Genomic DNA, 23904 nt, shown 5'->3' with positions numbered 1-23904 from the left:
ATTCTTTCGCAAAAAAGCAGCTCCCCACCCAGGGATTCAGTTACAATCTTTCTGCATGATCCCAACTGCAAGAAACTCTTTAAGTGCCTTGCTATAATCCTGAACACTCTGAATTTCCTGGTCGAGCTGAAGCGTAATTGAACCCTGGGGGCTAAGTTTAAGATAACTCGGCGATTGTTGAGCGACTTGTATTAATTTTTCACGGTTTACTGCCGCGCGTTCATGGAAATAAATTGTTAGACTATGCCCGGTGCCACGCGCTGTGGTAATCCCTGCCTGCTGCAAAATTGCACGAAATGCCATCAGTTCGATCAAGCCAACTACTTCGACTGGAACACGACCAAAACGGTCTTCGATTTCAAATAAATACTCAGCTGCCTCTGCTTCAGACTTACATGCAGCAAGGCGTTGATACAAACTCAGACGCTCTCCAACATCAGGAATATAATCAGCTGGAATATGGGCCGGAAAGCCAACCTTGATCTCAGGATCAATTGTTAAAGCCGCCTGCTGATCCTCGTCCGTGGTTTGACCAGTTCGTAAATGATCAATCGCCTCTGCCAAAATTTTCGTATAAAGCTCAAAGCCAACTAATTCGACGCTTCCCGACTGATCCTTACCGAGCAGATTCCCTGCGCCACGAATTTCCATGTCTTGTAAAGCGAGCCGGAATCCGACGCCGAGATCATCTAAACTCTGCAAAACATCTAAACGTTTCTTGGCGTCCTTACTTAAACTCGTAGAGTCAGAAATAAAGAGGTAAGCAAATGCGCGACGTGTGCTGCGGCCGACTCGACCACGTAACTGGTAAAGTTCAGCGAGCCCAAATTTGTCGGACTCCAAAATAATAATCGTATTTGCGTTCGGGATATCTAGTCCAGATTCAACAATGGTAGTCGAAACCAATACGTCGATCTCACCCTGCACGAAGCGGTGCATGATCGCCTCAAGCTCACGCTCAGGCATTTGTCCGTGGGCAAATGCGATTTTTGCTTCGGGCACGAACCCTGAAATTTCCTGGGCGACAGCTTGGATATCAGCAACGCGGTTATGAATAATAAACGCTTGGCCAGAGCGGCCAAGTTCACGCAAGAGCGCCTCTCGTAGTACAGTTGCCGAGTAGGGCATTAAAAAAGTTTGAATCACTTGCCTGTCATGCGGTGCAGTTTCAATTACGCTTAAATCACGTAATCCTAATAGTGACATATGCAGTGTGCGCGGGATCGGAGTGGCAGTTAGCGTCAAAATGTGCACTTCTTGCCGTAGACTTTTTAACTTTTCTTTGTGCTGCACCCCAAAACGATGCTCTTCGTCGATAATCACTAATCCTAAGTCTTTAAACTCTACATCTTTCTGTAAAAGTCGGTGGGTGCCAATCACAATGTCGACCTTGCCCTCAGCAAGCGCTGCTAAGGTTTGTTTATTTTTCTCTGCTCCTTGAAAACGACTTAGCGATTCAACGTTATAAGCAAAGTCCGCAAAGCGCTCGCTAAAGGTCCGCTGATGCTGCTCAGCAAGAATTGTCGTCGGCACTAACACTGCAACTTGCTTGCCAGCTTGAACACTACGAAAGGCAGCACGGAGCGCAACCTCGGTCTTACCAAAACCAACATCGCCGCAGACAAGTCGATCCATCGGCTGAGTGCGACCCAAGTCCTCCAGCACAGCTGTGATCGCGTTTAATTGATCGGGAGTTTCTGCATAGGGAAATGTTTCAGCAAAGGCTTCGTCCTCCGTTGTAGGCGTTCCAAGTGAAATCCCTTGCGCAACGGAGCGGGCGGCATAGAGATTAATAAGTTTACCAGCAAGCACCGTGACTTTCTCTTGAACTTGCTTCTTTTGTTTCTCCCAAACTCTGCCGCCAAGTCGATTAAGTACGGGCTTACTCCCCTCAGCTCCAATATATTTCTCGATGCGGGCAATCTGCTCAACCGGAACAAAAAGTCGTGCCTCTTCGGCATACTCAAGAAAAAGAAAATCTCCGATTTTTCCCTCGACTACGATTTCGCGAAGCCCGCGATAAAGCCCAATCCCGTGGTCTTCGTGGACAACAAAATCATCGACTTGTAGCTGGGCTAGACTTCCTAGTATTTTCTTGACACTACTTGCGCGTTTAGCAGTTAATTTCCCTGCCCGTCGCCCACGTAATTGAGGAAAAATCTCAGCCTCAGAAATAATCTGCAAGCGGTCTGCTGTGCTGGTAAACCCCTCAGAGAGATAGCCTTCGAGAATCGAAAGTGGCGCTGAACTCGCTAACCAGGCAGGAAAACTTCCCGTAAATTCTTCAATCGGCAAATTATATTCTGCAAACAAATGTTTTAAGCGCTGCATGCGAACAGTCGATGGGGAAATAAGTGCAATACGAAATCCAGAATTACCGAGGCGTTTAATTTCCTGGACTAAGCCTTCCAGCGGACGCTCTTGGTGCTTAGCTTTAGTGCTGGCGGCTTGAATCAATGTATTACGCCGGCCAATTCTATCTGCGACTTCACTCGCATCTGTTGTGCTCGTAACGAGGCTTAATGATTCGAGTTCTAGATCTGTCCGTTGCAGCAATTCACTGAGCACTTCTTGCACTGCTAAATAATGCGCCTCTACGCTAGCCACCAGGCGTAATGTTGCCACGGCTTTCTGGTATCTTTCATTGACTATTTCTGAAAAATCCTGGGCTACTTTTTCAACGCTGCGACGGTCATAAATAATCACTTCCGTATCTCGAGGAAAGATCGAAAGCAATGGCACCAAGCTACTCTCTGCAATCAGCCCTTGCAGGTGCTCCAGCCCAGCATATGTCTCCTGATTGGCAATTGCAGTAGTAACTTCTTCGATCTTTGAACGCGGAACTTCAAGTTCCAGTCCGCGCTTGCGAATACGCTCAAGACCCGCGCTGAGTTGCTGCTCAGAATTTAAATTTTCCTCAGATTGAGTCGGCCAAATTAAGAATTCTTTAACTGGTAGAATTTCAACACTGCTTAACTTCTCAACCGTTCGCTGCGACTCGGCATCAAAGCTTGAAATCCGCTCAATTAAATCGGCAAAAAATTGCACACGAATCGGAAGGTTCGTCCCGGTTTTAAGATTAAGTGGGAAGAAATCAACCACCATTCCTCGTGCTGCGTATTGGCCAACCTCCTCCACTAAACTTGCGCGTTGGTAACCAAGTGCATCCAGACCAGCAATCAATTTTTCAAGACTATATTCAGATTCTGCATCGAGTCTTAAACTTTGCGCCTCAATCACAGAGGGTGAAATGACTTTCTGTACAAGAGCAGCAATCGGTGCGATCACGATTGAGCTGCCTTGGGCAATTGCATTTGTGGTTGCTAATCGCGTCGCTGAGACATCAATACTTGGGGAAACTTCATCAAATGGCAACGCATCCCAGGCAGGAAAAAGCAAGGGACGTCTTGCGGCCTCACTCCCGCTGAAAAATTCTAGATCAGAAAATAACTTCTCAGCCTGATCCGTGTCGGGCACGATCACCAGGATTGAGCGCGCTTGATTTTTGCGTTGCCTGGCTGCGCTATAATAGGCTGCCTGCGCCAACGTAACGTTACTATATGCGGAATTCACCTGGAATAGCTTGCAAAAAAGATTTTAAATTAGAGCAACTCGCGCACAACTTTAAGGGCGGCGTTATAGTCAGGTTCCTGAGCAACTTCTGGAACATATTCAAGATGACGAATCGTTCCTGCTTGATCAACAACAAATAATGCCCGAGCAAGCAATCCCAAGTCTGTCAGATATGCACCGAAATCATCTCCAAAATTACGATACTTATAGTCACTCGCAGTCACAACATTGGTCACGCCCTCTGCCCCACACCAACGCTTTTGCGCAAAGGGCAAGTCAAGGCTGACAGTTAAAACTACTGCTTTGTCGCCAAATTCAGCAGCATCCTGACTCAGGTGTTTAGTTTGAATTGAGCAAACTGGTGTATCTAAGCTTGGTACTACCGAGAGTACTAGGACTTTTCCAGCAAATGTTTCGTTGGTGACATCTTTCATGTCTGTACCGACGAGCTTGAACTTTGGTAGTGTCGCTCCAACCGTTAATGCTTTTCCTCGCACAGTTGTTGGATTGCCTTTAAATGTAATATTTGTATTGCTTGTATTCATCTGCTTTGTGCCTGCTTTATAATATAGAAACTGTCGCCTGTGCTATACATGAGCTTAGTTCGGCAGGCAAATTGACTAAAATCTAATTAAGAACGCTTACAATCACCTGTTCGTGATGCTAACGCCAAAGTTGTTCCAGCACGTAATGACGCCCCTAGGACTGTCTCCACAAACAGAATATAGCAGTGTCTGCTACACAGAAAATGACGGGGCAAAAAGGAATAGATGCGGCTGCTACAATCATCACCGCTCATGTAGTCCGGGCAACTGCAAAAAGAATCCGACTGGAATTGGACCCGGGACCGAAGAAACAACAACTGCTGCTCCGGTAGAATAGTTTCTAAGCAAAGCCCGCTTTTACCCGCATTTTCGACAATCTCGGGGAATTTGAGCTCACTTAAAATAGTTAATATTTTAAGTAGCTTACAACTTTCTACAAGAATCTCTTAAATCTTAGTCAAGCAAAAGCCAAAAACGATCGAAATATACTGAGTAGGGTTGTTTCAGCGTCGTTCTGAATTAATGCACGCAGCAAGGAAGATTGATCATGGATATCGCACAATTATTAATGTTTTCTCAACAGCAAAAGGGCTCTGACTTACATATCAGCGCCGGGGAACCACCAATCATCCGTATTCACGGCGAAATGAAGCGTATTAAAATGCCAAATCTCACCGAGGAAGACACACATCGCCTGCTCTACGACATCATGAACGACCATCAACGTAAGGTTTTTGAAGAAACCAGCGATATCGACTTCTCTATTGAAGTCGGCGAAGAGTCTCGTTTTCGTGTTAATATTTTCCGTCAGAAACGCGGCCTGGGAGCAGTCTTCAGAACAATTCCAACAAAAATCTTAACCATGCAAGATCTGAATCTACCTCCTTCGCTTGCAGAATTTACTCGCAAACCTAAAGGCCTGATTCTGGTAACTGGTCCAACAGGCTCTGGTAAATCAACAACGCTTGCGGCAATGATCGACTTCCTCAATAGCGACTTTGAAGGTCACATCTTAACCATCGAAGACCCTATCGAATTCGTGCACCAGTCCAAAAAATGCTTGATCAACCAACGCGAAATCGGACCGCATACAAAATCATTCGCAACCGCCCTTAAAGCCGCACTACGTGAAGACCCAGACGTCATTCTCGTCGGCGAAATGCGTGACTTGGAAACAATCCAACTCGCCTTAACAGCCGCTGAAACTGGTCACTTAGTTTTCGGAACACTCCACACCTCAAGTGCGCCAAAAACAGTTGACCGTATTATCGACGTATTTCCTCCGGCACAACAAGCACAGATTCGCGCCATGCTTTCTGAGTCAATTGAAGCAATCATCACCCAAACATTAGTGCCTAAAATTGGCGGAGGCCGTGCTGCCGCTCTAGAAGTCATGACCGGTTCAACCGCTGTGCGAAACCTTGTCCGCGAAGGAAAAATTCACCAAATTCCTGGTGTGATGCAAACCAGCCAAAATGTCGGCATGCGCACAATGGATATGGCTTTAATCGAACTCTTTCAAAAGGGTGTAATTTCTCGTGAAACTGCGATTGAGGCCTCTGGCAATATTAATCTTTTTGCCGAATCTAATAATCCAACAGGAGGCAAACAGGCAGGAGCTCATCGTTAAGAAATTTTAGAACTAGTCGGTAAGGACATTTATGACAGCACCAACAAACATTCTCGATATTAGACGCTTACTTCAAGTCATGAACGATCACGAGGCCTCTGACCTCTATGTCACAGTCGGCAGCCCTCCAGCCTATCGTATTAATGGCATTGTCAGGCCGGCAGGATCGACTGTCTTGTCACCCGAAGCGACAGAAGCCTTGTCACTCAGCATCATGAACGAAAAACAACAGCAGGAATTTTTACGTTCAAATGAATTAACTTTGAGCTTGTATTACAAAAATTTTGGCCGCTACCGCGCCAGTGTCTTCATTCAAAAAGGCTTTATCGGACTCGTGATCCGCCGCATTAAAGATAAAATCCCAGCATTTGAAGAACTTGGACTCCCCCCAATTCTACAGGACTTATCAATGGCCAAGCGCGGGCTTGTGCTCGTCGTGGGCGCAACCGGATCAGGTAAATCAACTTCACTCGCCTCAATGATTGATTATCGTAACACCAATCAAGCGGGACACATTATCTGCGTTGAAGACCCAATTGAATTTGTCCACGAACATAAAAAATCTCTTGTCACTCAGCGCGAAGTCGGAATCGATACAACTGATTTCCATATCGCACTACGCTCGGCACTACGCCAAGCACCCGATGTAATTATGATCGGCGAAGTGCGCGATGAAGAAACTATGCGTGCTGCAATTACATACGCCGAAACTGGACATCTTTGCTTTGCAACCTTGCACTCAAATAACACTTACCAAGCAATGGAACGAATCATGAACTTCTTTCCACCAGCTCAACACAAACAAATTTACTTACAATTGAGCCTAAATATTCGCGGAATCGTCAGCCAACGCTTGATTCGCACTGTCGATAGCAAACGTATCCCTGCAGTTGAAATTATGCTCGGCAGCCCGCGCGTAAAAGACTTAATCTACAAGGGCGAAATTGGCTCACTCAAAGAAGCAATCGAAAAAAGCACAAACTTAGGCATGCAGTCCTTCGATCAACATCTCTACGAACTTTATCAAGCTGGCCGTATCAGCCTCGAAGAAGCGCTGAAAAATGCTGATAGCGCAAATAACTTGCGACTTCGTATTAAACTCACAACAGATGATAGCTACGATGACGTACCCAACAGTCCCTTTACAGGCACACCAGCTCCAACTGTAGCCCCAGTCGAAGAAGATACAACCGAGGACTCCGTGCTTAAACCAATTACTAAACAAGAACCCCTCAAAATCCAATTCGACTAACTTTTTCTTTCGCGAGAAAGAAAAAGTTAGCAAAAAGAAAGCGGTAAGTTTTCTTTTTGTGACCTCAATCGTCAATCTCTTGATTGACAAATAACTCAGCTCGGAAAAGAAAGGTCAGCCCAAAGAAAACGAAAGTTTTCTCTTGGGGGTGACTTTTGACCGTTGTGCCTAAGCACAACCATTAAATACAGCGCGAGAAAGAAAAAGTTAGCAAAAAGAAAGCGATAAGTTTTCTTTTTGTGACCTCAATCGTCAATCTCTTGATTGACAAATAACTCAGCTCGGAAAAGAAAGGTCAGCCCAAAGAAAACGAAAGTTTTCTCTTGGGGGTGACTTTGTTAAGTAACATTTCGATCCAATTCTTCGGCTTGAACTTATACTTCCCCTTTTCCTTCTCCTTTCTACTTCAATAAATCAGGTGAAGGCTAAGTTCACATTCAAGCCTAAGTTAAAAAATCTCACCGATTGCTATCAGTAATCCATCAGGATAAGCTCCGCCTATGAGTAATCCACAAACCACTTTCGCAAAATTCGTTGAGATCATCGCCAAACTCCGTGACCCAAACGGTGGCTGTCCTTGGGACCTTGAACAAACTCACGAGACCCTAAGGCCCTATCTTGTTGAGGAAACATATGAACTGCTTGATGCAATTGAAGATCAAAACGACCAATCCTTAAAAGAAGAATTAGGCGATGTGTTACTACAAGTTGTTTTACACGCGCAGCTAGCAAAAGACCGCGGGGCATTTGATATCAACGCAGTGACCGAACAAATCTCAGAAAAAATGATCCGTCGTCATCCCCATGTTTTCGGCGATAAACAAGTCACTAGCACTAAAGATGTATTACTCAATTGGGAACGCATTAAAAGCGAAGAAGGCAGCAAAGTTAAAACAGCTGAGGACAAGGGACCACGTTTCATGCTCGAAGGTATTCCAAGAGGCATGCCCGCATTAAGCCGCGCCCAGCGCATTGGTCAACGCGCAGCAAAAGTTCACTTTGATTGGACTTCAGCTCAAGAGGTTTGGGATAAAATTAAAGAAGAAATGCATGAACTTGAAGTTGAGATTAACGCTGTTGATAGTCCCAATCGCAAGCAGCGCCTCCAGCATGAGCTGGGTGACTTACTTTTTGCTCTTGCGCAACTTGCAAGGTTTTTAGGGTTTCAAGCTGAAGATGCCCTACATTCATGCTCGGCACGCTTCACTGATAGGTTTCATCAAATGCAAGCATTATTACCGCGACCTATTGCTGAATGTTCCCTTGAAGAAATGGAAGCTGCCTGGCAACAAATTAAAAAAGTCACTAAATAAGTCTTGATGATTAAGCTCGATCGAAATTCCTGGATTGCACTTGGCACTTTAGCTGCTTTACTAATCTCGACTGGATTAGCTTTTTTCCATGGCACAGAAGCCACGCTTACTCATATCCCCTTAGTTTTTAGTATTGTCCTTGGCGGCTCATCTCTTTGTTACGACCTACTCAAAGCCGCACTCAAAGCTGAATTCGGGTCAGACCTACTTGCCGGCATCTCAATTATCACCTCCCTCATCCTTGGTGAATATCTAGCTGGCTCACTCGTGGTGCTCATGCTTTCCGGTGGGCAGACCCTAGAGGGCTATGCTGTCCGCAAAGCGTCTTCGATTTTAAAAATTCTAGCTGAACGCATGCCACGAATTGCGCACAAACGCACGAGCACTGGTCTAATTGATGTATCTGTAGAGTCCGTTCAAGTTGGTGACCTAGTCGTGGTGCTGCCATTTGAAACTTGCCCAGTCGATGGTTCAGTTGTCGAAGGCCGCGGCCATATGGATGAATCTTATCTGAGTGGTGAGCCTTACAAAATTCCTAAAACACCAGGCACTGAAGTGTATTCGGGAACAATCAATGGCGAGTCAACTCTCGTGATTCGAGCTTCCAAAATTGCGACTGACTCGCGTTATGCAAAAGTAGTTGAAGTGATGCGTGAAAGCTCTCAAAGCAAAATCCGCATGAAACGCCTCGGCGATAGTCTTGGTGCAATTTACACCCCGATTGCGCTAAGCATTGCCATCATTGCTTGGTATTTTTCTGGCGATAGTTCACGCTTTCTTGCTGTGCTGACAATTGCCACACCTTGCCCACTGTTAATTGCAATACCAGTAGCGATTATTGGGTCGATTTCACTGGCAGCAAAGCGTGGCATGATTATTCGCGATCCGAGCGTGCTTGAGCTTACACCCACTGCAAAGACAATTATCCTCGATAAAACTGGCACACTTACGATTGGGATTCCAACGGTTACAAAAGTAACAGGCCTAGACTTCCCAGAAAACCAACTTGTCAAACTCACAGCAAGCCTTGAACAATATTCGAAGCACCCACTTGCGCAGGCAATCCTAGATTACGCGAAAAAAAACGGAATTACTCTAGAAATTTCCGAAGCGCTCTCAGAAAAGCCCGGCGAGGGTTTGCGGGGCGAAATCCTAGGTCAGCAGATTTTTGTTACTGGCCGGGCAAAGCTTAGCGCGGATCAGCAACGGCAATTGCCTGCCCAAAAAACTGGCCTCGAATGTGTGGTTTTAATCGACAACAAGCTTGCCGGGACAATTACCTTCCATGACGAAGCTCGCCCTGAAAGCAAGCATTTCCTTTCACATCTAGAGCCTCGCCATGGGATTACTAAATCAATGATTGTCTCCGGAGATCGACTTTCTGAAGTCACTTATCTGGCCGAGAAAGTAGGGATTCAGGAAATTCACGCCGAGAAGTCACCGGAAGAAAAAGTCCAGATTGTTACTGCTGAAACTAGGAAGGCTCCAACCATTTTCATTGGCGATGGAATTAATGATGCGCCAGCACTCGCCGCAGCAACAGTAGGCATAGCTTTAGGTCATCGTAGCGAGGTTACAACTGAAGCGGCTGGTGTGTTAATCCTCGATGCCTCGCTGACTAAAGTCGATGAATTTCTGCACATCGCTGAGCGGATGCGAGCAATCGCATTACAAAGCGCAATCGGTGGGATGATCTTAAGTATTGGTGGAATGTATTTGGCAGCAACAGGGCTACTTTCGCCGGTAGCAGGTGCAATTGGACAGGAAATAATAGATTTAGCATCGGTCTTAAATGCTCTGAGGGCACTGCAAAAACCTAGCGTTATTCGAGATGTATAATATTTCCAACTGATTGCGCCTCAGGGCCTGATTTGCAATTATTCCTGGGCTTTTATATAAGTCCGATTCATTAATTTTTAAGGAAATTTGATTTAATTATGGCTACACATAAATCTGCAATTAAACGTCACCGTCAAAGCTTAAAGCGTAAGGCGCGTAACAATCTGGCTGAAACCACTATCCGCACGACTGTTAAGAAAGCTTTAGCATTTCTTGAAGCTGGAAAAATGACAGATGCTCGTGACCAAGTTAAGCTAGCAACAACTTTGCTCGACCGCGCAGTTTCACGTGGCATTATGCACCGTAAAACCGCCAGCAGAAAGATTTCTCGCTTAACCACGCGTGTATCAAAAACAGCTGCTAAGTAAAGAAATTAGCGGGAAGAACTTGCTCGCTTCCCGCTAAGAGCTCACTACTCGAGCCGACCTGATCTTACCTGTTTGACCACAAGCGTTACATTTTTCACGTCACCATTTTCATCAAATTCAACAGTGCCAAGCGCTCCTTGAGTCTTATAGCTGCTTAAGTACCCCTGCACTTGATCAGCATTAGTCCCAACTGTTTCAAAAGCGTCAATTAAGGCTTGCACGCCATCATGAGTTGCAGCAGCTAAAAAGGCATAGCGTGGTAACTCATTATATCGAGTGCGATAGTCTTCAAGCAGCTTGGCATAAACTGGATCGGTCGCAGAAATTTCAGGAAAAGACAGTGTCCTGAACCCTTCGTTGTAAGCAGCTGAAATTTCTAAAAACTCCTTTTCACCTGGCAGGTAAGAATAAAAAGGTCCTTTAATCCCAAGCTCCTTAGCTTGTTTTAAATATAAGGCAATAGATTTTGCAGAACCTGCATTCAAGTAATAAGCATCTGGCTGTTTGGCGCGAACTTTGATCAACGACTGGCGGATGTCAGTTGTATCAAGTGGAATATCTTCCGCTGCAGCAATTCTTGAGCCTAACTTTTCAGACAATAAGCCTTTCATGCCAATTGTATAGGGCATTTCTTCGGTTAGTAGTGCAACTTTTTGGGCTTGTTCTTGCTCGAGGAGCTTGACCATCGGGTCCATACTGCGCTCCATATCGATCCAAGTCCTAAAGATAAATTGACCAAGATTGCGCACATCTTTGTGACTAGCATAAACTACTACTGTTGGAATTTTAGCGCGTTCAACGATCGGGCCAGCTTGCAAAATCTCACCGCTACAGCCAACAATTAAGCCTGAGACTCGATCTAGATCAATTAATTTCTTAACTGCGGTAATCGTTGCGCTGCCGCTACCACACTGCCCATCTTCAAAAATAAAGCTGTAGTTGTGCTTCTTTGCTGTAGATTCTAAGCGCGTCTTAGCTAGTTCGATTACCCGTCTGATATCTTCGCCGGCAATCGCATTGCCCCCAGTTAAGGGAGCAATTACACCAATCTTAATATTCGGTTTATCGGCAATGGAAATTAATGGTACTGTTATGCAGAATCCGAAAAATAATACTTTATAGAATTTGTAGTTCATAAGCAGGTTCCCTATTCTTTCCATAAACTTCCGATACTAGCATAGCCGAAAGCTCCAGCACTAATACAGTCTTGAGCATTTATCGGAGTTATTCCTCCTAAAGCAATGACTGGAATGCTTATTTGTCCCGAAATCTCTGTTAGTGCTTCAATCCCTAGAGGAGGACGCGTATGATCTGGCTTGGAAAGCGAAGCAAAAATTGGGCTTAAAAATACATAATCTGCGCCCGACTTTTCTGCGTTTAAAATTTCGCCGATAGAATGCGCAGAATAGCCAACTAATAAACTATCTTTTGCAAGCTTTCGGACTTGCGCAATGCTCAGCGAGGCAGCGTTGAGATGTACTCCGTCAGCATTAATCGCCAAAGCAATGTCCAAGCGTCGATGCATAATCAGTTTAATATCGTGCTTTACACAAAGGTCTTTAATTTTAAGCCCAAGAGTATAGAGTAATTTATCTGAGGCGGGATTGTTGCCAACTTGCTCGCGTAAAACTAGAGCAAAGCTGCGTTTAGACTCACGACTGATAATCTCAACAATCTTGTCCTGAAACTTTCTTTCGTCATCAGCTAGGCTTCCATTAGTGATAATGTAAAGCTGCTTTTCTGACATCGCAAACTCAGTTAATTAGCCCAGTCAGTGGACTTGAAGCGTGAGCATACAATTTCTTCGGCATGCGTCCAGCAAGGTAGGCATTTCTGCCAGCGACACACGCAGCTTTCATCGCGGTTGCCATTAAAACAGGATTTTTTGCGCAAGCAATCGCAGAATTTGTAAGTACGGCAGCAGCGCCAAGTTCCAAACAACGTGAAGCATCGGAGGCAGTTCCAACCCCAGCATCAACAATCACTGGAACTTTTGCCTGCTCAATAATAATCATTAAATTATAAGGATTTTGAATTCCCAAACCACTTCCAATTGGAGCAGCAAGTGGCATGACGGCCGCTGCTCCTACATCTTGACACTTTCGTGCAACAATCGGGTCATCGGTGATATAGGGCAAACAATAGAATCCTTCCTTAGTCAAAACTTCGACCGCCTTAATCGTGAGTTCGTTATCCGGGAAAAGCGTTTTTTCATCGCCGATCACTTCAACTTTAACAAAATCTGAAACTCCAGCCTCACGTGCAAGTCGCGCAGTGCGTAGGCAGTCCTCTAAAGTATAGCAGCCGGCAGTGTTGGGAAGGATGATCAGATTAGGAATATCATTTAAATAGTCGAGTAGGTTATCTTGTTTTGCGTCAGTAATGTTGACACGGCGCACAGCAACAGTAATCATTTCGGCACCTGAGGCTTTAGTAGCTTCAGCAGTTTCTTGAAAACTTTTATATTTTCCCGATCCAACGATCAGTCGCGAAGTAAAAGTTTTATTCCCAATTATGTATTGGTCTAATTGATTCATATACGACAACTCAAAAAAATCCTTTAGCTTAAGTTCAAGCCTAAGCTAAAGTCTAAGATCTTTGTCCAAAATAGATCAATTAGCCGCCGCCGACAAATTGGACAACTTCGACCCGGTCTCCATGAGAAATTTTCGTCGAGCTGTGTTGGTCTTTAGGGACAACGTTATGGTTCAGCTCGATTGCAACTCTTTTATTAACTAAGTTGCACTCGACCAGAAGTTCAGAAATTGACTGCGCCCGGACTTCTCGCTTTTCTCCATTAAGAACAATTTGTGGCATGTAGCTTGATAAAATTATGCGATTTTCCCAATCGCCTTAACAATTTCTTGCTTCGCAACAGCACCAACGATTTGCTCTTGCAACTGTCCACTCTTAAAAAGAATCAGATTAGGAATCCCGCGCACGTGATATTGCGCTGGTGATTCAGGATTGTTATCAACGTTGACTTTGGCAAATTTGATTTTGCCTTGGTATTCTTTGGCAAGTTCTTCGATCACTGGTGCAATTGCACGACAAGGCCCACACCACGGCGCCCAAAAATCGACTAGCACAGGAAGATCTGACTTCAATACTTCTGCATCAAAAGTGCTGTCACTGACATCAACAACAAGACCTGACATAAACAATCTCCAAAACGTAAAATAATCGAATTAAGGGTTAGTGCTTAATACATTATCCCATAAAATGCTTTAATCACAATCAAGCGTAGAAGTAGATTTTACATTAATCAACTTCTACTACTGATTCTGCATCAGCGCTTCCGAGATGCTATAATTCATATTCGCGCGCTTGCATAGTGCCTAAAATAGCTATGATTCTAATTAGTTAGAAGTCGTAGTGTGTTGCGCCATCTACTCGAATTAAAAAATATTTCCAATGCTTAAATAAACTCTAAAGCGCTGTTCACCTGCTTCACGATCAGGGTTAAACCCAAGGTCAATACTCAGTGGCCCAATCGGCGTCTCATAGCGACATCCTATTCCAGGTGAGTACCTTAAATTTGAAAACGAAATACTTAGTGGGTCACCTGTAAAAATTTCTCCGGGGTTTTTTAGAATTGACTTACCAAGATCTAAAAACAAAACAAATAGGGCACGATCGGCGAACTGATATTTTAACTCAGAATTTAGCACGAGTGCCAAATCACCACCCACAACATGATCTGCAAATCCTTTCGGACCAACTTTATTGCGGGCAAAACCCCGCAAGCTTGAACGTCCCCCAAGAAAAAGACGTTGGCTTAGCGGCAAAACATCGGTGCTATCAAATGGCGTGTAACCTTCTAATTTCAACCCTTGCGCGAAAGTAAATAAATCAGAAAGTGGCAGATGGAACCCTTGTGCGACTTGCCCTCCAGCATAGTTAACATCCGAGCCAAAGGTAGAACTAGCAATCTTTCCATCAGCATGAAATCTCCAGCCACTACGCGGGTTAAACCGATCGTCTAAGTACACACCATCTACCTCTAGACGCAGCTGCGCATGTTGCACAGTGTTATCATCATATTCACTGATAATGATATCTTCTTCCTGATCGAAGAGATCTTCAAGAAACGTTGTGCCACCGACTCCTGCAGTCCAACGTTCGCCAATTGGCGCTCTAAAAAGCAGATTTGCTCCATAGCGGCGGAAGTTGAAATTCTGATAAAGATTGATTGAAGTTTGCGCGAATACTTCTGAGTAAAATTCCGTCTCGGAATCAAAAATGTGCGGGTTCGAAAATAATAACTTAGCTCGTCCTGCATCAAATGCACTTCCACCAGTTTTAAAGTAGGCGTCAATTGCCGCAAGCAAGGTATTGCCCTCGCCATTTAGATTCTGCTGTTTTATTTCGCCCAATAGATGCAAACCATCTTCCGTATCAAACCCAATTCCAGTTGAGATTGAACCAGAGTCTCGCTCAGCTACTCTCACCACTAAGTCTTCAGTAGGACTATCGAGCTTCCCATCAGCAGGCTCGAGCGTCACGCCTTCAAATAGTCCTGTGCGATATAGCTTAAGTTCTGTCTCTTGCAACAACATTGCATCCCATAGATCACCAGACTGAAATTGCAGTTCGCGTTGAATCACATGGGGTTTAGTAAATAAATTTTGTTTGAGAGCAATATTACCAATCGTAATTTTCGGCCCAGTGGTCACTATAAACTTAACGATTGGTGGGTTTTGTAAAAAAGTTACCGCTACACTTGGATAGCCAGCTTGTATTAACCTTGTGCGAATTAAATCTTGACTTTCAATAACAAGGTTAATAAATCGCCCAGTTTTTACTTTTAAAATCGCAGCTTCAAGTATTTGTAGTACATCCTGATACTCCGCGGGAACACAGTCCACTAACTTACGGCAAGTATGCTCATTCCATACAAATTCAATTTCGTGATAAGTAATTTGCGGTCCTTCGTTAATCGTAAATTCTAATACTAGGGTATCTCGATCCTTGCGGCTTACTTTTGGGATCACAACCGCTTCTTCGAACCCGAGTTCGGAGTACTTTGCCTTAATCAGATCTACAAACTCGAGTAATTGCTGCTCTGTAAAAATTTGCCCCGGGCGGCGAAATCCGGTGAGTAGACTGCGTTCACGCCAACCAATAATTTTTTTTACTTCTTGCTTTGAAAGCTGATCATTCCCGGAGATTAACAAAAATTTAAATCTAACCGAGCGTGATTCTCTAATGCGAAAGCTAATACTAGCAAAATCATCTTCGATTCTTGGGTCGACACGGACAAAATAATGCCCTAATTCTTGATACTTATTGCGAATAGTTTCTGCAATTGAATCAACAAGACCGCGACTTAAGCGCGAACGCTCTGTTTGTTCTGCGATTAATTTCAGTAATTCACTGCGCGAGAGTAATTTATTCCCTGTAAAGCCAATTTTGGTCTTGTTGCCAATTGAGCCTACAAGATCCAGAATGATATTTTGATCCTGGTCGCGACGTTCACTGACAGTGAAGTGCGCCCGAAGAAAGCCGCTTTTGCGAAACTCCGCTCCAAGGAGACGATTAATACGCCGCCTTTTTTGTTCAGTGAAGGGCCGTTTCAAATAGCGTTTATTCAGCCAATTTTTTACTTTCTGTGGTAACTCTATGGTCGTATTAATTGCACTAACTAGCGTTGGAGATCCTTGCTTAATTTGGATCGTTACATCCACAAGCGGTAATTCCTTGAGTCGATGAATACTAATCTTAACATTCGAATTTTCATAGGCACTTCGTGCTAGACGCTCCTGAATGCGTCGCTCTGCTGGCTCAATTAGATCCGAAGAAAAGTCTTGGTTATGAAATAGACCAGATGATCGAATAATTTCCTCGGGTTTAAGCACTAGTTGATTGGCGATTTTAATCTCGCGGATTCTTTGAATTGGCAAATCCTCTGCAGAACATATGTTCGCATATAAAACGCATAAGAGAATGTAGATTAATAAGTGCTTCATTCTTGATTCGGGAAAATACTTGTACCTTGAAATCTTTTTTGAAAAGTTAAACCAATGCTGGCAGATCCTGAGTTATTTGAAGGGTCAGTCACCGAATGCGTTTTCCAGCCAGCAACAGCACTCAAAGCTGGATTTAAAGGGTATTCAATTGTTCCAATTGTCGCACGTTCAGCATCAAGCTCCGAACGCACAACAATCTCCGTATCTCCAATAAATGGTCGCGCTGCGCGCAGCACTGGCACAAATTCTCCGGTAATTGTCGAAGTGCCAGTTTCAATTTGCACTTCAGAGAATCCAGTAATTGCCGATAAGCGATCACGGAAAGATAGTTCTGTATCTGCGCTGATAATTTCATGATCACTCGACCGTGGACTTTTTGCTGTAGATTTTAATAGGCTCAGCTCTTCGATTCTACCACCAAGTGACATCATTGAAAGCAATTCACGTTCGCTTAAATTACTACTTGAATTAATTTTCACACTAGGCCTTTCCACGGGACCTGAAATAATTAAGCGCACTGGATATTCATCCCCACTAATCGATCGGACAAATGCCTCGCTAACCAAATCAATTGTTGGCCTGATGCCTTGCGCAGCCTCCGGGAAACGTAGCAAGCCGTGTAAAACTGTAAAGTCATTTGTCTGGAAACGCACCGCTCCATCGATCACACGAATATCGCCCTTCAGGCTCGGCGACTTCAATGTGCCTTGGGCAAGCAAGTCTCCAGCAAGTTCCCCTGTAAAAACATTTGTCTCTACATATTGACTATTTGGAGCTTGAATTTGCAAATTCAACGTAGCAGTTGAAGAAATTCCAGCTTGCTGCGACTCAGCTGTTCCAGCCAAAACCTGCTGTGCACGCTTAAGCACAGTAGTAATATCAAAATTATTTACATAACTGCTACGTTGAAGTTGAATCTTTCCACTCAGGTCAAGCGGTGTAATTCCGTCTTTACGTAGCAGAAGATCCCCTGAAACTTCCATTTCTAGACCCACGATTGGCATCAGCGTAATACCGTCACTAACTAATTTCACCTCAACTTTTCGAGCCGTATTGTTAGTAACCGCTTTAACTATTCCGCTACCAGAAATCGCACCGTCCCCAACTAAACCCTTGATGTTCTCAAGTAATAAATTATCATCGCTAAACTTGCCGTTCAGATTGATTTCACTAATTTCAATGCCGCCTGTAGTGCTAGGGAGAACAATTGTTCCATCAGTTAAAGACATGCTGCCGTTCAATTTGAGGGCACGCCAGGTTCCGGCAGTATTGAAATCGAATTTAATATCCCCGCTGGCAGTCCTCAGTTGCGGAATTTGCGCTTTGATTGTCGATAAATCAAGCTCACCTACTACGTTAAACAAAGGTCCAGTGTCGAAGTCAGCGCTGCCGCTTAATTTCACTGGGTGATTATCGACTACAATGTTAGTCGGCGATAAGATCAGTTTCCCAGATTGTATTTTACTAGAAATACTTCGTTCAAAAGCAATCTCTACTCCAGCAATTTTCATTTGATCAGCAGTAAAATTGAACTCGCCATTGCCGAGTAGTTCTGCGCCACGCTTAAAATTATAATTCAATCCCACATCAAATACTCCCGCATATCCAAGTGGGTCATTCACAAGTGAGTTCAGTGGGTAGGAACTTGTTCGTACTAGAACTTCTCCTGGAGTTGCAGCATCAAGTGGAAAAATAAATTTCGCAGCAATCTCTCCGGCTTTAGTGCTTAATTTTAAATCAGGAATCTTAATCGCATTTGCAGCGACTGCCAGCTTAAAATCAACTTTTGCTTCGGCGGGCAGTTTGGTAAATTTATTAATCTGGAATTGCCCCTCGTGTCGACCCGGATCATAAGTACCATTTATTACAGCACCTTCGAAATATTCTGCGACTTCCAAAAATTTGCGATCAAAAAGTACAGTTGCTGTTTTGAAGAGTGTCGTCAGCGGGTAATTAATTGCATCAATTTGCTCGACAGTTAAATGCGCCTGCTGAAAATTAGCTCGCGCTTTAATCACTGACTCCGTGCCTGGGGAGTTCTCACGCTGGGCATGATGTTCAAGATCAAGAAGAATTTTTCCACTCTGCTCGCTGGCAAGTTTCATTGCAAAACCACTTAAACCTTCTGCTTGTGCACGCAGCAATAAAGGGCTCAAAGTTCCGTTAATACTGAGTGCACGAATGTTATTCCAACGAATCTCTTGTCCGACGCCAGCAAGACAGTTCTCTAATTGTCTCTGCCCCAACGGCAACCGCGCCGAAATTCCAAACGGTTCAGCAAAACTTAAATTAAAATTAAAATCGAATTTTTCCCGGTTATATTGCGATTCAGAAAGCTTTAATCCGTCCATGCCGATGCTTAACTTGGCACCAAGCTCCTTGGGAAGACACTGACTGTCCTTTTCCAGAAACGTTAAGACTGTATTGCCTTGCCAGATCGGTGCTTCCAGAGCTCCTGACATTTTTGCTTGATAGCGCAGGCGATCAATCCCAATGTCTGCACCAAATTGGGCAAAAAAGTCGCCAGTAAGATTTGTATCAAAATCTAGATCGTAACTCCCTGGGAGCAGTATTCTACTTGTGCCCTTAACCCGTGAGATATCTGCTTTTTCCCCGTGTTGCACTTCCACTTCATGCACGCGCAAAAGCCCGCCACCGACATCAACAAAACCCTTAAATTTTCCTAGGGCAATTCGTTTAGCTGCTACACGCTCCACGGCAAACATATTTGAGCTTGCGCGTAATTCTGATGGCGGTATGCCCGGAGGGATATGCGCATGAAATTTTACTTGATCCCAAATAAAACGAAAATTTCCAGCACGAACCCATAAGTGCGGGCCTGGCGTTTCGGGTGTATCGATATACACATCGTTGACCTTTAATTTCCAACGGTCAGGTTGCGGGTTAGGTGGATCGTTCAAAATAAATTCAAGTGTTCTAATCAGGGCTGAATCTAAACGATCGCTTTTAATCCGCGCTCCTGCTAACTCTAAATTTGAGAGGCGGATAATTTTTTCACTTAATTCCCAAAGCGAAGCATAAGCTTTGATTTTCTTAACAAAAAACCCTTCTCCTTGAGTCTCACCAGGGCAGACAATTGAAACATCCTGGATTTCCGCAGTAAGTGGGAGCAATGAAATGCTCGGATTTTTTAAATCGACGGCACAGTTTGTCCCCTCTGAAAATTCTTTACGCAAGAACGCTTCAAGCCGAGACTCAAGATACTCCTCCCCCTTCCAGGCAATAATTCCACCGAGAAGAAATACCAAAATTATAATCCAAAGCGCACGCATAGCTGAATAGTGTCAGAAGAATGCGCTCTAGAGCAAACAGCAATTTGTCTAAGACTAGCCCCAAGATTCAACTAATTTGACTGCATTGTCTCTGATTTCCGCTAAGGAATTACTGACGAAGTACAACTGCTGCAAACGAGTGGGATCAAATGGAGTATTAATTACCTCGTTTAAGTTAAATTCTTTCACATTTGGAATGCCAGAGTAGACATGCTCAATTTCTGCTAAGGAAGAAAGAATCCCCGCACCTAAACACTTTATTTGATCGTCTTCTCTGATCAATCCATACTCAACGGTGAACCAATAAAAACGCACAAGCTCTTCCATTTGCCGCGGATTAGCTTGCTTGGCAGCAATGCCAATAAATTCGATCAAGTCCGCGTATGCTTGATTCATTAACGGCGGCACATGGCCGAGAATATCATGTACAATATCTGGCTCTGGAGTATACTCGGGATGGCTGGGGTGACGTAAAAAAAGTGTCACCGGCATTTTCCCCTCAGACCAGCCAATAAAATACGTTTTACCTGCAAGGAGTCCTTCCGCTGGTGTAAGCGAGAATCCAGTTGTGTCTTGCAATAGACGGTCTAAGTCACGAGCTTGCGGGATGGTTTCAGCGGCAAAAGCCAGGGCAGACTTACCTTCCAGAAAGATGCGAGAAGCGTGTTTGCGATGCAGTAAATCAAGCTTTGTCGCAATCGTCGACCAAAGCCGGTGCTCGGCTTGAGTATATTCAACAACAGGCACAGATAAGTTTTGCAACCGTAAGTCGCGGGCTAAGTAAAAAAAAGCTTTACGACGCAATACGTAGCTTGGGTCATTAATACCTGGGTGCTTTGGGTCTAAACTGAGTTCAGTTGGGTCGTCAATGACGTCCATTTCAATAAACGAGTCCATCTAGGTTAAATCCTTCAAAAAATTGCTTAAAAACGAAAACTAATGATTACAGAAAAGAATAATTAAACCCACGAAAGTGGGTATAGATATGCGTAGCGATATGAATTCGTCTGACAATGCATAGAAATAATTGTAACAGCGCGATTGTCCCAAGTCAAATTTTATTTTTTTGATTTCTATTTTTTTGAGCAAGGGTCAGAGACAAATGCCCACTGCTTTGTGGATCTGCCAAGCAACCTCTTCTGGCTAGCTTATTCAAGCAAGATACTCACCTGCTATTCGCTCAAAATATGACCGACTTAGGATGCTTGACCTTAAGCCTGTGCCGCTGATCGTAGCGCTTCCTCTGCGCCATCAGCATGCTTCCAGGCGTGGTAAGAACTACGCACAAATGTGCCTGATTCTACATGTGCAAAACCCCGCAGATAAGCTTCTTCAGCATAATCTTTAAATTCAACAGGCGTGACAAAGCGCTGAACTGGTAGTTGTTTTTGCGAGGGCCGCAGATACTGACCAATCGTTAAAATATCGCATCCCACAGATCTCAGTAGATCCATTACTTCTAAAACTTCTTGTCGCGTCTCACCTAAGCCAAGCATAATTCCAGATTTCGTTTTAACTTCTGGCTGAATTTCCTTAGCCCACTTGAGGATGTTTAATGACCGCTGCACCTGGGCTCCGGGGCGAACTGTGCGGTATAAGCGTGGTACAGTTTCAAAATTATGATTTAACACGCTAAGCAAATTATCTTTCAAAATAATTTCTATTAACTCGCGACGTCCCTGCATATCGGGGATGAGAAACTCGATCCGGCAAGCTGGAACATGTTGATGAAGCAATTTAGCAGTTTGATAGAAGTGACTTGCTCCCATGTCGGCAACATCATCACGATTAACTGATGTAACCACGACATGCTCAAGTCCTAATTCTTGCACTGCCTTAGCCACACGATAGGGCTCAAGTGGATCTAGCGGGTCTAGGTTGGCCTTAACACCGTCCTTCACAGAGCAAAAGCTACAGCGCCGTGTGCACAGCTCGCCCATGATCATAAATGTCGCGGTATGATGCGTCCAACATTCACCAATATTTGGACACTGCGCCTCTTCACAAACAGTTACGAGGCGTAAGTTTTTTACAACTTGATCTGTTTCCCCGTAGCCTTGAGAACCCGGGGCCTTGACTTTAATCCAAGCAGGTCGATTGAGTGGATTAGTGTGATCGTGAGAAAAATCAAACTCTGACTTAAAAGCTTCCGTCATTAAGTTTTTAACTTGATCCATGCTCGGACACGCGCTGCCGAGTAACTCAGCAAGTGAGGTCATTACTCCAGCTGCTAGTCCACACGGCGAAATTGAATGAAAATATGAAAGATCTGGATTAACATTCAAAGCCAGTCCGTGATAAGTAATCCACTTGCGAACGCCAACTCCAATCGAGCAGATTTTTCTAAGGCCCTGAGCAGTTTCAACCCAAACACCTGTTTGCCCAGCAACTTGCTGGGCAGTTAGTCCAAGCTGGCTGAGTAAATTAATCACGACAGTCTCTAGTCGACGCAAATAGACATGCACATCACGTCCGTGTCGATTTAAATCAAAAATTGGATAGGCAACAAGTTGTCCTGGCCCATGATAGGTCGCCTGCCCTCCGCGACTAATTTCAATTGTTGGAACTTGAGTTTGACCTGCCACAACAAGTTCTGTGCCTCTTCCAGTCGTATAAACATGGTCATGCTCGACATAGATTAAATAATCTTCAAGTCCACGATTAGCTGCTTTCTCTTCCAGTAAATCAAGTTGCAATCTTAACGTCCGATCATAGGCTTCGGGGATTGAACTGCTTGGTTGCGAACGGTCAATAACGGTTAACATCGTAGCTATGCTAAAACAAAAATTGGCTGCTCTAAAATTCGCTTTAACTCAGATAGAAATTCACCCGCCATTACGCCGTCAATGATGCGATGGTCAACAGAGGCAGTAACTCGCATTACCGCTGCGGGGCGGATTACAGTGCCCTCAACGATTGGTTCTTTTTGAATTGCACTCACAGCAATAATCGCCCCCTGGCTTGGATTAATAATTGCGGTAAAGTTCTCAACATCAAACATTCCCATATTGGAAATCGAAAACGTTCCATCAACCAAATCATCAGCCTTCGGTTTGCCCGCACGTGCACGCTGCACTAGGCCACGCGACTCAACTACAATATCCGCAAGCGAAAGTTGATCGGCGTGCTTAACAATTGGAATCAATAAGCCCCCGGGTACTGCAGTGATGATACCAATGTTAATTGCACCTGGCTGATAAACGCTGCCCTCGCGATAGCAGGAGTTAATGATCGGATGCCTTTGCAAGGCAAGTGCCGCAGCTTTAATAATAATATGGTTATAACTTAAGCCTTCATATTGCGGGAGCGTCTTTAGGCTTTCACGCATTTCGACCGCTGCATCCATGCAAATCTTAGTTGTGACATAGAAATGCGGAATCGTTGTAACACTTTCAACCATCCGCGTTGCAATCGTTTGACGCATCTTGGAAAGTGGCTCTGTTTTAGTTGCCCCACTAATGAAAATTTGCGCCGGCACTGATTGAGTAGCTGAAAAATTCTGCGGAGTGCGTTGCGCAGGTTGGCTTACTGACGGTGCCTGTAAAGCTTGTTCAATATCGCGGCGCACGATTCGTCCACCTTCGCCAGTGCCTTGCAATGTCGAAACGTCAATTCCATGTGATTTGGCTACATTTTTTGCCAGTGGAGAAATTTTAATTCGCTCGTCAGAAACACTCGGCGACTGAAAATAACTAGACTGTTTTAGACTTGGCTCCTTGAGACTTGACTGTGGCGTAGTAGGCACTTGCACTTGTGGACTCACTTGCCCGCCAGTCAGGGGTTTGTGGGTTTCAGTGTTTGATTTTTCAGTAGTTGATTTTTCTGCAACCTGCTCGCCGGGCTTTCCAAGAATAGCAATCACTGCGCCAACTTTAACAGCAGCACCGATTTGAGCATCAATCCTCAAGATTGTCCCTTCATTAAAAGATTCAATTTCTAGATTGGCTTTATCAGTTGCAACTTCAGCTAACGCGTCGCCACGCTTAACGCTATCACCGACTTGCTTATACCATTTAATAATCGTCCCTTCACTCATCGTATCGCTGAGCTGCGGCATTGTAATTTCTAAGGCCATGTAAAATCCTACTAATTTCCCTAAATATCGATTGGTGGTATTGAATC

17 protein-coding genes are annotated in these 23904 nt (G+C 44.3%); 5 read left to right on the top strand and 12 right to left on the bottom strand.

Annotation, left to right across the window (positions count from 1 at the left end; genetic code table 11):
* Window positions 1–36: 36 nt before the first annotated feature.
* Both mfd and tpx read right to left on the bottom strand, forming a co-directional pair.
* Window positions 37–3573: a transcription-repair coupling factor gene (gene mfd / locus JNK13_11780; protein MBL7663421.1), complete on the bottom strand. Its 3537-nt coding sequence runs from the start codon at window positions 3571–3573 to the stop codon at window positions 37–39.
* Between the two features lie 29 nt (window positions 3574–3602).
* Window positions 3603–4118, bottom strand: coding sequence for a thiol peroxidase (gene tpx, locus JNK13_11775; protein MBL7663420.1), 516 nt, complete (start codon window positions 4116–4118; stop codon window positions 3603–3605).
* 547 nt (window positions 4119–4665) lie between these two features.
* Between tpx and JNK13_11770 the strand changes: the two genes are divergently transcribed.
* From JNK13_11770 to rpsT, 5 genes are all read left to right on the top strand, one after another.
* Complete coding sequence (locus tag JNK13_11770) at window positions 4666–5748, top strand: type IV pilus twitching motility protein PilT (GenBank protein MBL7663419.1); 1083 nt, start codon at window positions 4666–4668, stop codon at window positions 5746–5748.
* Window positions 5749–5779: 31 nt separating this feature from the next.
* Window positions 5780–7000, top strand: a complete 1221-nt coding sequence (locus JNK13_11765) for a PilT/PilU family type 4a pilus ATPase (protein ID MBL7663418.1) — start codon at window positions 5780–5782, stop codon at window positions 6998–7000.
* A 500-nt stretch (window positions 7001–7500) separates the two neighbouring features.
* The gene (mazG, locus tag JNK13_11760; protein MBL7663417.1) at window positions 7501–8313 is read left to right on the top strand and encodes a nucleoside triphosphate pyrophosphohydrolase; all 813 of its coding nucleotides are present in this window, start codon (window positions 7501–7503) and stop codon (window positions 8311–8313) included.
* Between the two features lie 6 nt (window positions 8314–8319).
* Window positions 8320–10152: a cadmium-translocating P-type ATPase gene (gene cadA / locus JNK13_11755; GenBank protein MBL7663416.1), complete on the top strand. Its 1833-nt coding sequence runs from the start codon at window positions 8320–8322 to the stop codon at window positions 10150–10152.
* A gap of 98 nt (window positions 10153–10250) precedes the next feature.
* Window positions 10251–10520 carry a 30S ribosomal protein S20 gene (rpsT, locus tag JNK13_11750; GenBank protein MBL7663415.1) on the top strand — a complete coding sequence of 90 codons (270 nt, stop codon included), beginning with the start codon at window positions 10251–10253 and terminating at the stop codon, window positions 10518–10520.
* Window positions 10521–10564: 44 nt separating this feature from the next.
* Here the strand turns inward: rpsT and JNK13_11745 are convergent, their stop codons facing one another.
* The 10 genes from JNK13_11745 to JNK13_11700 all read right to left on the bottom strand — a co-directional run bounded on the left by JNK13_11745 (window position 10565) and on the right by JNK13_11700 (window position 23857).
* The gene (locus JNK13_11745) at window positions 10565–11656 is read right to left on the bottom strand and encodes an ABC transporter substrate-binding protein (GenBank protein MBL7663414.1); all 1092 of its coding nucleotides are present in this window, start codon (window positions 11654–11656) and stop codon (window positions 10565–10567) included.
* Between the two features lie 11 nt (window positions 11657–11667).
* Window positions 11668–12267 carry a thiamine phosphate synthase gene (locus tag JNK13_11740; protein ID MBL7663413.1) on the bottom strand — a complete coding sequence of 200 codons (600 nt, stop codon included), beginning with the start codon at window positions 12265–12267 and terminating at the stop codon, window positions 11668–11670.
* 7 nt (window positions 12268–12274) lie between these two features.
* Window positions 12275–13057: a thiazole synthase gene (locus JNK13_11735; GenBank protein MBL7663412.1), complete on the bottom strand. Its 783-nt coding sequence runs from the start codon at window positions 13055–13057 to the stop codon at window positions 12275–12277.
* Between the two features lie 79 nt (window positions 13058–13136).
* Window positions 13137–13337, bottom strand: coding sequence for a sulfur carrier protein ThiS (gene thiS / locus JNK13_11730; GenBank protein ID MBL7663411.1), 201 nt, complete (start codon window positions 13335–13337; stop codon window positions 13137–13139).
* Window positions 13338–13351: 14 nt separating this feature from the next.
* The gene (gene trxA, locus JNK13_11725; GenBank protein ID MBL7663410.1) at window positions 13352–13678 is read right to left on the bottom strand and encodes a thioredoxin; all 327 of its coding nucleotides are present in this window, start codon (window positions 13676–13678) and stop codon (window positions 13352–13354) included.
* 240 nt (window positions 13679–13918) lie between these two features.
* Window positions 13919–16423, bottom strand: coding sequence for a BamA/TamA family outer membrane protein (locus tag JNK13_11720; protein ID MBL7663409.1), 2505 nt, complete (start codon window positions 16421–16423; stop codon window positions 13919–13921).
* A 62-nt stretch (window positions 16424–16485) separates the two neighbouring features.
* A complete protein-coding gene (locus JNK13_11715; protein ID MBL7663408.1) occupies window positions 16486–19782 on the bottom strand; it encodes a translocation/assembly module TamB domain-containing protein in 3297 nt (1098 codons plus the stop codon).
* 54 nt (window positions 19783–19836) lie between these two features.
* Window positions 19837–20679, bottom strand: coding sequence for a hypothetical protein (locus JNK13_11710; protein ID MBL7663407.1), 843 nt, complete (start codon window positions 20677–20679; stop codon window positions 19837–19839).
* A 314-nt stretch (window positions 20680–20993) separates the two neighbouring features.
* Window positions 20994–22547, bottom strand: coding sequence for a lipoyl synthase (lipA, locus tag JNK13_11705; GenBank protein MBL7663406.1), 1554 nt, complete (start codon window positions 22545–22547; stop codon window positions 20994–20996).
* A 5-nt stretch (window positions 22548–22552) separates the two neighbouring features.
* A complete protein-coding gene (locus JNK13_11700; GenBank protein MBL7663405.1) occupies window positions 22553–23857 on the bottom strand; it encodes a 2-oxo acid dehydrogenase subunit E2 in 1305 nt (434 codons plus the stop codon).
* Window positions 23858–23904 lie beyond the last annotated feature (47 nt).

It is taken from the genome of bacterium (assembly GCA_016786595.1).
GTDB lineage: Bacteria > Bdellovibrionota_C > UBA2361 > SZUA-149 > JAEUWB01 > JAEUWB01.
This window is presented reverse-complemented; position numbering and strand designations above follow the sequence as displayed.